Genomic DNA, 11887 nt, shown 5'->3' on the forward strand with positions numbered 1-11887 from the left:
TTAACCTAAATCAAATCAAATTTTTATTAAAATACATTAAAAATTTAATAAAATATTTTAGGGTTTTTATGCATTTTTATATCCATATTCCATTTTGTGAAAGCAAATGTAATTATTGCGCTTTTACAAGTTTGAAAAAAAATGATTATGAAAAAGCCTATTTTCAGGCTTTAAAAGAAGATATTGTTTTTCAATTAAAACAATTTAACATTCAATCAAATCAAATTAAAACCTTATTCATAGGCGGAGGAACACCAAGTTGTGTCGATGCGTATAATTATGAAGATATTTTTAAAATTTTATATCCCTTACTAGATAAAAATGTAGAAATTTCATGCGAAGCTAATCCCAACTCAGCAACATTAAATTGGCTTAAAAATATGAAAAATCTAGGAGTTAGTCGCATTTCTTTTGGAGCTCAAAGTTTTCATCCTAAAAAACTTCACTTTCTTGGAAGAATTCACAATCAAGAAATGATTATCAAAGCATTAGAAAATGCAAATAAAGTAGGTTTTAAAAATATCAATTTAGATCTTATTTATGATACAAAATTAGACAATAAAAAAATGCTTGAATTTGAACTCTTACACTTAAAACAAATCAAGGCTTTAATCACACACCTTAGTGCTTATAATTTAACCATAGAATCAAACACAGCCTTTGCCAAAAAAGAACATTTCAAAAAAAATGCTCCTAATTTAATGAAATTTTTTATCAAACAACTTCTAGAGCTTGACTTTTTTCAATATGAAATCAGCAATTTTTCAAAAACCAAAGCCCAAATTTGCAAACATAATCTTGCTTATTGGCAAGGAAAAAACTACCTAGCTTGTGGATTAAGTGCGGTAGGATTTTATGAAAATAAGCGTTTTTATACAGCAAAAAATTTAAAAAATTACATAGAAAATCCCACTTTTAGATCTATAGAGCAACTAAGCTCTAAAGACTTGAATTTAGAACACCTATTTTTAGGACTTAGAAGTATAGTAGGGATTGATGAAACAAAACTCAATCAATGGCAAAAAGACAAAATAAATATATTATTAAAAGAAAAAAAACTCTTTTACAAAAATAAAAGATATTTTAATCCTAATTTTCTCATTAGCGACGAACTTGCTTTATATCTCTCATCTTAAATTTAAGTTTTTTAAGTAAAATATTTATTTAAAATATCAAATCAAAGAGTAACGATTAATGAGTTTTGGTGAAATTATAGTTATTTTAGTTGTAGCGATTTTAGTCTTAGGGCCTGATAAACTTCCAGAAGCTATAGTGCAAATAGCAAAAATTCTAAAGGCTGTAAAACGCAACATAGATGATGCAAAATCAAGCATAGAAAAAGAAATACGCATCAATGACTTAAAAGAAGAAGCTAAGAAATACAAAGATGAATTTTCAAGCACTAATGAAAATATACGCAAAAAACTCAGTTTTGAAGAATTTGATGACCTTAAAAGAGATATTTTAGATAAAACAAAGGTAGATTTAACCTTTGATAGCAGAGATGATAAAGTAAAAAATAACCTTAGCGGACAAAATTTAAATACAGAGGAAAAACCAAATCTTAGCAAATTAGAAACACAAGATAAAACGGAAAAATAAATGTTTGAAGAATTAAGACCTCATTTAATAGAACTTAGAAAACGCCTTTTTATAAGCGTTGCTTGCATTGTAGTTATGTTTATTGTATGTTTTGCTCTACGAAGCTATATCTTAGATATTTTAAAAGCTCCACTTATAGCTGTTTTACCCGAAGTAGCCAAACATGTGAATGTAATTGAAGTACAAGAAGCCTTATTTACCGCAATGAAGGTTAGTTTTTTTGCAGCCTTTATCTTTTCTCTACCTGTAATTTTTTGGCAATTTTGGAAATTTGTAGCTCCAGGACTTTATGATAATGAAAAACGCCTTGTGGTGCCTTTTGTTAGCTTTGCAAGCATTATGTTTGCCTTGGGGGCTTGTTTTTGCTATTTTGTTGTAGTGCCTTTGGCTTTTAAATTTTTAATTAATTTTGGTTTAAATGAAGATTTTAATCCTGTGATTACCATAGGAACTTATGTAGATTTTTTTACGAAAGTTGTTGTGGCTTTTGGCTTAGCTTTTGAAATGCCTGTAATTGCCTTTTTCTTTGCTAAAATCGGACTTATAGATGATAGTTTTTTAAAACGCCATTTTCGCATAGCTGTTTTAGTTATTTTTGTTTTTTCAGCCTTTATGACTCCACCTGATGTTTTATCTCAATTTTTAATGGCAGGACCACTTTGCGGACTTTATGGACTTTCTATTTTAATTGTTCAAAAGGTAAATCCTGCTCCAAAAGATAAAGAAAGTGATGAATAAAGACTTACTTCTTTCAAGCTATGATTACACTCTAGCTAATGAACTCATAGCCAACTATCCTACAAATCCAAAAGAAGATGCTAGGCTTTTGGTTTTTGATCGCAAAAACAAAGAAATTTTTCATACTACTTTTAAAAATTTACAAGACTTTTTACCCAACTGCGCGATTTTTTTCAATGATACCAAAGTTATTAAAGCAAGAATTTATGGCAATAAAGCAAGCGGAGGAAAAATAGAGCTTTTCTTGCATCAACCTTTTTTAAATTCTCACGATCCGCTTTTTCTAGCTCAAATTAAAGGGCGTGTTAAAAAAGATGAAATCTTATATTTTAAAGATGATTTAAAAGTACGCGTTGTAGAACTTTTAAATGATGGTCTTCGAAAAGTTCAATTTTTTCAAAATGATAAAACCTTAGACACCTCAAATCTTTACAACCTGCTTGACAAGATAGGACGTATACCCTTGCCTCCTTATATTAAAAGGGAGGATGAAAAAAGTGATTTGAAAGATTATCAAAGTATCTTTGCAAAAAATTTAGGTGCAGTGGCTGCTCCGACTGCAAGTTTACATTTTAGTGAGACTATGCTTGAAAATTTAAGAAAAAAACACGAAATTTATCATTTAACCTTACATGTAGGAGCTGGAACCTTTAAAAGCGTGGAATGCGAAAATATACAAGAGCATAAAATGCATAGCGAATTTTTTAATATTCCGCAGCAAGCATGTGAAATTATAGATTCTAAACAAGCTATTTTAGGCGTAGGAACAACAGTAACAAGAACCATAGAATATTATGCAAGAACTAAAACAAAAAATGGTTTTTGTGATCTTTTTTTACACCCGCAAAATCCACCTATAAGACAAAATCATCTTTTAACCAATTTTCATTTACCAAAATCTACTCTTATCATGCTAGTTTCAGCTTTTATCGGTAGAGAACAGTGTTTAAAACTTTATGAACTCGCCATAAAAGAAAAATATCGCTTTTACTCTTATGGCGATGCGATGTTAATCTTGTGATTTTTCTTTAAAATTTATTGCTATTTTAGCTTGAAGTTTTAGCCAATCTTTTTGAAGCATGATAGGAAAACCTCCATAAACACGCCCGCCTTCTAAATTTTTACTCACACCGCCTCTTGCAGCTATAGTACTAAAATCGCCTATTTTTAAATGTCCACTCGTTGCACTTTGACCACCCATAATAACATTGCGTCCTAACTCACTTGAACCTGAAATTCCAGTTTGTGCCACAATGATACAATTTTGACCTATATTGCAATTATGTCCGATTTGAACTAGATTGTCTACCTTAGTACCTGCTTTGATAATAGTACTATCAAAAACTGCTCTATCTATAGTTGTACAAGCCCCCACTTCTACAAAATCTTCTAAAACCACATTGCCATTATGATAAATTTTATAATGTTCGCCGTTTTTATTGTGCGCATAACCAAAGCCATCGCTTCCTATTACACAATTGGCAAGCAAATGACATTTTTTACCGATTTTAGTATCATTATAAATCACTACATTAGGATGGATAATACTCTCATCACCAATGCTGACATTATCGCCTATATAAGCTCCCGCCATAATGATTACATTTTCACCGATATTTACATTATCACCTATATAAACATTAGGCATGATTCTTGCGCTTTTTGCGATATTTTGTACTTTTTCTTTAGCTGTGCTTATCAAAGGTTTAGCAAAAAGCTTGCTTAAAAAAGCAAAACTCAAATGTGGACTTTGAGTAATCAAAGCTTTAGTATCTTTAGGTACTAAATTTTCATATTCTTTAGATACTAAAATAGCAGCAGCTCCTGTGTGAGGTATATCTTTGGTATTTTTCTCACCATCACAATAAGTAAGCTCTGTAAAATTTGCTTTCAATAAAGAATTTAAAGCACTGATTTCTATATCCTCGCCTTTATATTCCAAGCTTAAAAATTCTGCTATTTCACTTAATTTCATTTAATCTCCATCAAAACAGATCCACTGCGAACTATATCACTAGGATTGTATTTTTTAATTGTTTTTAAAAAATTATCAATGCGATTTGCATCATCAGCAACCATTAAAAACAAAAAATTCTCATTGCTATTTGCAATAGTACCATTATAAGCTTTCAAAACGGCATCAAGTCCACCTAAATTTTCATTTAAAGGAATTTTCACTAAAGCCATTTCTTTGTCAATAAATTCTTCACTTTCTATCACTTTATAAGTAGGAATGAGCTTATGAAGTTGTTTGACTATCTGCTCAAAAGTTCTTTCATTTCCTGAGGTGACTATATTAATACGAGAAAATTCTTTATTTTCCAAAGGTGCTACTGTAAGCGAGTCAATATTATAACCTCTTCCTGAAAAAAGTCCTACTATACGAGATAAAACCCCATGCTCATTTAAAACAATTACCGATAAAACCCTTCTCATTGTCTATCCTTTGCCTTTGGTAAAATCATATTATAAATCGCACCTCCTGCAGGCACCATAGGTAAAACATCTTCAAAGCGATCAATTTTTACATTTAAAAGAGAGGTTTTATCACTTTTTAAAGCTTGGCTAAAAGCTTGAATGAATTCTTCTTTGTTTGAAATTTCATAACCTTCACAACCAAAACCTTGAGCTATTTTGATAAAATCAGGCTGAGTGCTTAAATCAGTTTGTGAAAAATGCTCTTTATAAAACATACTTTGCCATTGTCTTACCATACCTAAAAAGGCATTATTTAAAATAATATTTATAGTTTTTATACCATACTCATAAGCAGTCATAAGCTCTTGGATATTCATTAAAACCGATCCATCGCCTACGAAATTAATCACCACTTCTTCACCCACAGCAAGCTTTGCACCCAAAGCAGCAGGTAAAGAATATCCCATAGTTCCTTGCCCTCCGCTTGTTGCAAGTTGTCTTGGATAATTAAAAGGATAAAACTGTGCCACCCACATTTGATGCTGACCCACATCAGTAATAATCCTTGCATCTGGAGCCATTTTTGCACATTCTTCAATCACCCATTGCGGTTTTAAAATCTCATTGCTATCTTCATAAGAAAGCGGATAAAGTTCATTATAACGCTTTAAAGTTTCGTGCCATTCTTTAAAAGTTGTGTTGAAATTTTCCTTTTTAAGCTCTTCTAAAAGCTCTTTAAGAACTTCTTTAATATCTCCTACTATAGGATAATGCGCATTGATAATCTTTGAAATAGAACTAGGATCAATATCAACATGAACTATAGTCGCATGTTTAGCAAATTCACTTGTTTTTCCTGTAATCCTATCATCAAATCTCGCTCCTACACTCACAAGCAAATCACACTCACTTAAAGCCATATTAGCAGCATAGCTTCCATGCATGCCTGCCATTTTAAGATTAAAAACATCATCACTTCTTAAAGTTCCAAGCGCCATCAAAGTTTCAACTGCTGGAATTTTTGTAAATTTTATAAGCTCTCTGATTTGCTCGCTTGCATTAGAACTGATGCAACCTCCACCTAAGTAAAACAAAGGTCTTTTTGCTTCTTTTAAAAGCTCTGCAAATTTTTTAATTTGCTTTGAGTTACCCTTATAAACGGGCTTATAAGTCTTCATGGAAATTTCTTTAGAGTATTCCCAAAGTCCCAAAGTTGCACTTACGTCTTTTGGCACATCTATATGCACAGGCCCAGGTCTACCACTTCTTGCTATATAAAAAGCCTCTTTTAAAATGCGTGGAAACTCTTCTATACAAGTAACTAAATAATTATGCTTTACACAAGGTCTTGAAATGCCTACTGCATCAATTTCTTGAAAAGCATCTGTACCAATAAGAGAATTTGCCACCTGCCCTGAAATCAACACCAAAGGGATAGAATCGCTATAAGCCGTAGCTAGACCTGTAATAGTATTTGTAAAACCTGGTCCGCTTGTAACTATAGCTACGCCCACTTCTCCGCTCATTCTTGCGTAAGCATCAGCAGCATGCAAAGCCGCTTGTTCATGACGCACTAAAATATGTTTAAAATACTTTTGATTGTAAATTTCATCATAAATATTAAGCGCAGCGCCTCCAGGATAACCAAAAACAATTTTAACATTTTCTTCTTTTAAAGCCTCGCAAATCATTGCCGAACCGCTTAACTCTTTCATAATAACACTCCAAAAAATTATTGTAAAAGCTCTTTAAGTGCTAAATTAAGTCTTTTGCCATCAACACTCGCACCTAATTTTATTTTAGCTTCTTTCATTACCAAACCTTGTTCTTTTAGTGAACTTACGCCCAATTCTTCTATAAGTTGTTTTAAGGCTAAAGTTAACTCCTCATCACTTAGTTGTTTAGGCAGATAAATTTCAAAAAGACTTATTTCATTTTGTTCTTTTTGTGCTAAATCTTCACGATTTGCCTTAAGATAAAGTTCGATTGCGTCTTTGCGTTTTTTGATTTCACTTGCAATGATTTTATAAATTCTTTCATTATCCAACTCTATTCTTTCATCCACTTCTATTTGCTTAAAAGCTGCATTTAGAGTTCTTAAACTATCTCTTTTAAAATCATCTTTTTGTTTCATTGCCTCTTTGATATCGTTTAAAATTTGTTCTTTTAAAGTCATTTTTTTCCTTTTTAGTTAAAATTACAAGCTTTAAGATTTAAACCAAAACCTTCTAAGCCTATATAGTCTTTATCACAACTTTGAGATAAAAGTTTAATTTCTTCTATACCAAAATATCTTAAAATCTGTGCTCCTATACCATAGTTTTTGTATTGAGTAGTACTGGATTTTTCTCCTTGCATGAAAACTATAACGCCACCATTTTCACTAAGAAATTTGATTTGCTCTAAAAGTTTTGAAAATTTATCTGAAGTTAAAAGCTCAAAATCACTACCACTGATATGAAATTTAACATTTTCACATTTTTTGATATCTTTAAAGCAAAAAGCTATGTGTTGGGTTTGATTATGATCACTAAAGATAAATTTTTCTGCTTTAAAGCCTGCTAAAACACTTTGACTTTTTTCTTCAAGCTTAATAAGGCTTTCATGTTTTAGGCGATATTCTATAAGATCGCTTACGGCTATCATGTTTAAATCATGTTTTTGGCAAAAAATTTCTAGATCTTCTCTTCTTGCCATATCTCCATTATCTTTTACAATTTCACAAATCACACAAGCACCTTTTAATCCTGCTAATTTACAAAGATCAACCGTGCCTTCTGTATGACCTGTGCGTTCTAAAACCCCACCTTTTTTTGCGATTAAAGGATTGATATGCCCTGGTCTTACAAAATCACTCGCCTTAGCATTATCATCGGCAAAAATTTGTATAGTCATATTTCTTTCATAGGCGCTAACTCCCGTTGTAGCATCTTTTGCATCTACAGTTATAGTAAAAGCAGTTTCGTGGTTTGAAGTATTTTTAGGCACCATTAAAGGAAGTTCAAATTTTTTTGCTAAAGCTTCATCTAAGGCTACACAAACCACACCACGAGCTTCTTTTATCATGAAATTTACTTTTTCTTGAGTACTAAATTGCGCAGGAAAGATTAAATCGCCTTCATTTTCTCTATCTTCTGCATCTACCATAACAAGCATTTTTCCTGCTTGTAAATCCTTAATCGCTTGTTCTACGCTAACAAATTTCATTTTTATTTCCTTAAAATTTTTAAAATTATAACTTAAATTGCTTGACAAATAAATTAAAATTCATTATAATCACACTTTTAAAAAATATTTATTGGGGTATCGCCAAGCGGTAAGGCAACAGGTTTTGGTCCTGTCATTCAGGGGTTCGAATCCCTTTACCCCATCCACTTCTTATTTTATATTTCAAAGATCTTATATGCCGCGAAGTAGAGCAGTGGTTAGCTCGTCGGGCTCATAACCCGAAGGTCGGGAGTTCAAATCTCCCCTTCGCAACCAGTTATGGATTTAAAATAAATTTTATTTAGATAGATTGTTTAAATAACTTTTTAAAATATTCTCCAGCCGTGTTTTCAGTTCTATAGGAGCTAGAATTTTTATATAGGGGATCCACTGTTTAACCAAATGTAAAATTTCATCTTCATAGGAAACTTGAGTGCTTAAAGTATAGCTTGTTTCATCTTCATCAATGATTTGACAATTGCTTAGTATTTCTTTTCTAAAAAAATATTCCTTAGCATTTTTATCAAGCTTTAAAATCACTTCTTTGCTTTCTCCAAGCCAGATATTAGGATCATTTTGGATTTGTTCTTGAAGTTTTTCATTGGGAATAAAATTTTCATTTTTAGTGCGAAGTTTTGAAATTTTATCTAAATTAAAATGTTTTAATTTATCGTTTTCATCTCCTAAAAGATACCAAATTCCTTTGTAATTTATGAGTTTGTAAGGTTTGATTTGGCGTTCTTTTTCCTTGTAGAAAAATTCAATACATTGTGTTTGAGTATAGCTACACTAAGATCTTTAAAAAGCTCATAATCCACCTTTTGAAAACCTTCGTTTTTTACCATCAAAACTTTATTTACCCTATGGCTTAAAAGATCGACTATAAAGCCTTGATCGAGTTTTGGATAAAGCTCAGCAATGCCGCTTAAGGTGGCGAAATTCTGTATGTCTTTAAAGCTTAATTTTCCCAAAGCAAAGCTTTCTAAAACATATCTTCCATTTTCTTTTTTAATAGGCATAAAAGTAAGTCTTTCGTTAAGATCTCTTTGTATGGTTCTTGTATCGACATTAAACTCTTGTGCAAGCTCTTGGGCACTTAGACTTTCTCCATTGTTAAATTTTGATAAAATCTGCACCAAGCGTATGCTTAATTTGTCGTATTCTTTCATGAAATTTCCTTGTGAGTTAAAATGCTTTTTAACAAACTTACGCCTTCTATGCCTAAAATTTCATTTCTAAGTTTTTTGACTTCATTTAAACTTGGGGCTTTTGCATGAACGGCTTCATTGCGGATTTCTTGAATGAGAGTAAGACTTTTTGAAAAAGGATAATTGATAAATTGAGTTAAACTTTTTCCTAAATGACATTGGATATTTTCATGTCTGAGTAGAAATTTAATACTTCCAAGATTGGGTTTTTGGGTAAAAAAATCTTTAAGTATAAAAGATTTGCTTTGGACATTATAAGTTAAATCATAAAGGCTAGGATCTTTCATACAAGCTTTTAAAAGAACTTTTTTGGCAAAAGCATAAATTTCATATTCTAAGGTTTTGGAGTATTTGACTATAATGCTTGTAAAATCATTTAAAAGATCGTTTTCGCTTTGCAAAAGCTCTAATTCTGCATGAATGATATTGCTTATGCTATCAGGGTGCAAGAGATAAAAAATCCTTTTGCCAAAAACAAAGCGTATGAAATTTTCTTGCATGGCTAGGTATTCTTTGCTTTTATACACACTTAGATAATGCTTTTCATCTCCTAAAAAATAAGAACACTCTTCTTTTAATCTCACAGGCAAAGGATAGGTGTAATTATTACCATAGATAGCATAAGTGTGATCGTTTGGGGTGATGAAATTGGCTAAAAATTTATCTCTTAAAAGACTAAAATCTTCCCTGACCAATTCTCTTAAATCACTGATGATAAAAAAGTCTTCCACTTCTAAATTTTTTTCTTTATAATAACTAGGAATCAAACTTTCATCAACATTTTTAGAAATTTTTATCACCTTAGCGACAAATAAATTAGCATAATCGCTTAAAAAGAGTTGCAAGAAATTTTCTTCATTTGTACTTTGGTAAATTTCTTCTAAGGAATTTTGCTTTTCTTGATCGTTGAGCTTTGATTTGATTTTGCCAAAGGCAACTTGGGATTTTTCTTGCAAAATGCTTAAATGTTGCTTGATGACATCTTCTTGATAGTAGGGGTTATAAAGGATTAAAAGGTGGTTCATGCTTTGCCTTATTTTAGGATTTCTTTGAGATTTTGCTTGATTTCATTAGGATTTTGCTCGTATTCTTGTATGAGATCTTTTAAAATTTCAAACAACTCGTTAAAATCCTGCGGGTGTTCTTTTTTAAAATTTATTATCAAATCCAAAGTTTTGCAAATACTACTTGCTTGATCTTTGCTGTCATTAAAAGCATTTTTTATATCTAAAACCATACTGATAATACGAGCACTTTGCATAGGGCTTGAAATGCGTTTAAATAAAAAGCCTTTAAACGCATTTGCAAGACTAAGAGATGAGAAAATCTTAGAAAACATTTCTTTTCCTTGATTAGTGTTTTGGTTTAAAAATTTCAAACAAAGAACTTAAAAATCCACTTTTTTCGCCTTTGCAATCACTACATATAAAATCTAAAGTATTTAAAGCATCGCTTTTAGGTTTAGCTAAAAAACTTTTGCCACATTTTATACATTTTTGAAATTTTGGAATAGGCTTAATCATGATTTATTGCTTATTTTTCTATTGATAAATTTTTAAATTCAAAATCAAGTTTTTTTCCATTTTGCATATCTTCAAAATGTTCATCTAAATAATCTATATAAAATTCTCCGATTTTTTTAGTGGCGTTGTAGGCTACTGTTGCGTTAATAGCTCCACCTATAAAATTGACACCAGGAATAAATTTCATAAGACCTGTAGCAAGCGTTTTGACTGCAAATCCTGTAACACCTGTAGCAAGTAAAGCTGTTAAAATTTTTAAAGCATCATCTTTACTGCTTAAATTAAGCTCGTAAATCATACTAATATGATAAATCATAGCACGTTGATTGGTTGCAATAAGAGGAAAGTCAGAAAAAGGTATAGGAGATAATGCTACAGTTGAAGATAATCCTGCATAATATTTAATCTTATCTTGAGCCTTTTCTTTGCAAGCTTCTCTTTTTAAATCTTTATCATATTGTTGTTTTCTTGCAAAAGCATTTTTTTGTCCTTCATTTAAAAAACAATAAGTTTTATTGACTAACTCTTTAATACCTAAAAGTTTTTTAACATTTCCTTCATCATCTTCAATTGCTATAGCTCTTACTCTTTCTATTTTTTCATCATCTAATTCAAGCTCTTTTTTAACAATATCCTTAAAACTACAACCATTTTCATCTTTATCTTGTTGAGCTTTAGTGATAACCAATATTGTACAAAATTTTTCAGATTTTAAAAATTTTATTAATTCTTTTTCTTGTGGTTCTATTCTTCGATTTGCTTCACAAATACAAAACCATACCAAATGAATTTGATCTGAAGGTTCTTTTGCTTTTTGATCTTAGATAAATTGTTTTAAGTTATCAATACCTTTGTCATCTTTTATTTCAAGACCTTTACTATCATATATACAAAGTCCATCTTTTTCATATTTGTTTAAATTAGCAGTGATTGGAGAGCCGCTACCTGTTTTGGCTACTTTTTCACCAAATACGGTATTAATTAAAGTACTTTTTCCTGCACCTGTTTTTCCAAGTATTAAAACATTTAACTTATTATTTTCTTGTTCTTCTTTTTTGATTTTTTCAAACGATGTCATTATCTCGTTAAAAAAAGATCCATTGTTGAAATTAAACTCATTATTTGCCATATTTTCTCCTTGTTTTTAAAATTTTTAACTTTGTATTTTATCAAATCCCCCCCCCCAGTCAA

General features: G+C 30.9%; 13 protein-coding genes, 2 tRNA genes and 2 pseudogenes. 6 read left to right on the top strand and 11 right to left on the bottom strand.

Annotation, left to right across the window (positions count from 1 at the left end):
- The first annotated feature begins 68 nt into the window (after positions 1–68).
- The 4 genes and pseudogenes from hemW (at position 69) to queA (ending at position 3361) form a co-directional block, all read left to right on the top strand.
- Entirely contained in the window at positions 69–1136 is a 1068-nt protein-coding gene (gene hemW, locus AJ889_RS03570) for a radical SAM family heme chaperone HemW (RefSeq protein ID WP_032584707.1), read from the top strand.
- Between the two features lie 58 nt (positions 1137–1194).
- A pseudogene (gene tatB / locus AJ889_RS03575) lies at positions 1195–1610 on the top strand (Sec-independent protein translocase protein TatB).
- The gene (tatC, locus tag AJ889_RS03580; RefSeq protein ID WP_002856930.1) at positions 1603–2340 is read left to right on the top strand and encodes a twin-arginine translocase subunit TatC; all 738 of its coding nucleotides are present in this window, start codon (positions 1603–1605) and stop codon (positions 2338–2340) included. Before tatB ends, tatC begins: the two are co-directional and overlap by 8 nt.
- A complete protein-coding gene (gene queA, locus AJ889_RS03585) occupies positions 2333–3361 on the top strand; it encodes a tRNA preQ1(34) S-adenosylmethionine ribosyltransferase-isomerase QueA (protein ID WP_002935090.1) in 1029 nt (342 codons plus the stop codon). Before tatC ends, queA begins: the two co-directional genes overlap by 8 nt.
- Here queA and lpxD read toward each other — a convergent pair.
- The 5 genes from lpxD to AJ889_RS03610 are packed head-to-tail and all read right to left on the bottom strand — an operon-like array spanning position 3350 to position 7965.
- A complete protein-coding gene (gene lpxD / locus AJ889_RS03590) occupies positions 3350–4315 on the bottom strand; it encodes a UDP-3-O-(3-hydroxymyristoyl)glucosamine N-acyltransferase (RefSeq protein WP_002852180.1) in 966 nt (321 codons plus the stop codon). The two genes, queA and lpxD, sit on opposite strands and share 12 nt — an antisense overlap.
- Positions 4312–4776: an acetolactate synthase small subunit gene (gene ilvN, locus AJ889_RS03595; protein ID WP_002852211.1), complete on the bottom strand. Its 465-nt coding sequence runs from the start codon at positions 4774–4776 to the stop codon at positions 4312–4314. The genes lpxD and ilvN overlap by 4 nt, the downstream gene beginning before the upstream one ends.
- Complete coding sequence (locus AJ889_RS03600) at positions 4773–6473, bottom strand: acetolactate synthase large subunit (protein ID WP_002887659.1); 1701 nt, start codon at positions 6471–6473, stop codon at positions 4773–4775. The genes ilvN and AJ889_RS03600 overlap by 4 nt, the downstream gene beginning before the upstream one ends.
- A 17-nt stretch (positions 6474–6490) precedes the next feature.
- Complete coding sequence (locus AJ889_RS03605; RefSeq protein ID WP_002852081.1) at positions 6491–6934, bottom strand: GatB/YqeY domain-containing protein; 444 nt, start codon at positions 6932–6934, stop codon at positions 6491–6493.
- An 11-nt stretch (positions 6935–6945) separates the two neighbouring features.
- Positions 6946–7965: a bifunctional 3,4-dihydroxy-2-butanone 4-phosphate synthase/GTP cyclohydrolase II gene (locus AJ889_RS03610; protein WP_002935089.1), complete on the bottom strand. Its 1020-nt coding sequence runs from the start codon at positions 7963–7965 to the stop codon at positions 6946–6948.
- 92 nt (positions 7966–8057) lie between these two features.
- Here AJ889_RS03610 and AJ889_RS03615 point away from each other — a divergent pair.
- Both AJ889_RS03615 and AJ889_RS03620 read left to right on the top strand, forming a co-directional pair.
- Positions 8058–8132 (top strand) — tRNA-Gln (locus AJ889_RS03615).
- A 33-nt stretch (positions 8133–8165) separates the two neighbouring features.
- Positions 8166–8241: transfer RNA gene (locus AJ889_RS03620), tRNA-Met, on the top strand.
- A gap of 21 nt (positions 8242–8262) precedes the next feature.
- On the opposite strand, the pseudogene AJ889_RS03625 reads toward AJ889_RS03620, so the two are convergent.
- The 6 genes and pseudogenes from AJ889_RS03625 to AJ889_RS09635 form a co-directional block, all read right to left on the bottom strand.
- Positions 8263–9134 (bottom strand): annotated as a pseudogene (locus AJ889_RS03625) (helix-turn-helix transcriptional regulator).
- Positions 9131–10198, bottom strand: coding sequence for an HP0729 family protein (locus AJ889_RS03630; RefSeq protein WP_002867693.1), 1068 nt, complete (start codon positions 10196–10198; stop codon positions 9131–9133). The pseudogene AJ889_RS03625 and the gene AJ889_RS03630 overlap by 4 nt, the downstream one beginning before the upstream one ends.
- Before the next feature lie 8 nt (positions 10199–10206).
- Entirely contained in the window at positions 10207–10512 is a 306-nt protein-coding gene (locus AJ889_RS03635) for a hypothetical protein (RefSeq protein ID WP_002859947.1), read from the bottom strand.
- 13 nt (positions 10513–10525) lie between these two features.
- On the bottom strand, positions 10526–10696 hold the full coding sequence (locus tag AJ889_RS09415) for a hypothetical protein (protein ID WP_002859946.1): 171 nt from the start codon (positions 10694–10696) through the stop codon (positions 10526–10528).
- A gap of 10 nt (positions 10697–10706) precedes the next feature.
- The gene (locus AJ889_RS09630) at positions 10707–11384 is read right to left on the bottom strand and encodes a YcjF family protein (RefSeq protein ID WP_224326892.1); all 678 of its coding nucleotides are present in this window, start codon (positions 11382–11384) and stop codon (positions 10707–10709) included.
- Between the two features lie 132 nt (positions 11385–11516).
- Complete coding sequence (locus tag AJ889_RS09635) at positions 11517–11825, bottom strand: GTPase (RefSeq protein ID WP_002935083.1); 309 nt, start codon at positions 11823–11825, stop codon at positions 11517–11519.
- Between the last annotated feature and the right edge of the window lie 62 nt (positions 11826–11887).

Origin of the sequence: Campylobacter sp. BCW_6468 (assembly GCF_001762865.1) — a bacterium.
Lineage (GTDB): Bacteria > Campylobacterota > Campylobacteria > Campylobacterales > Campylobacteraceae > Campylobacter_D > Campylobacter_D jejuni.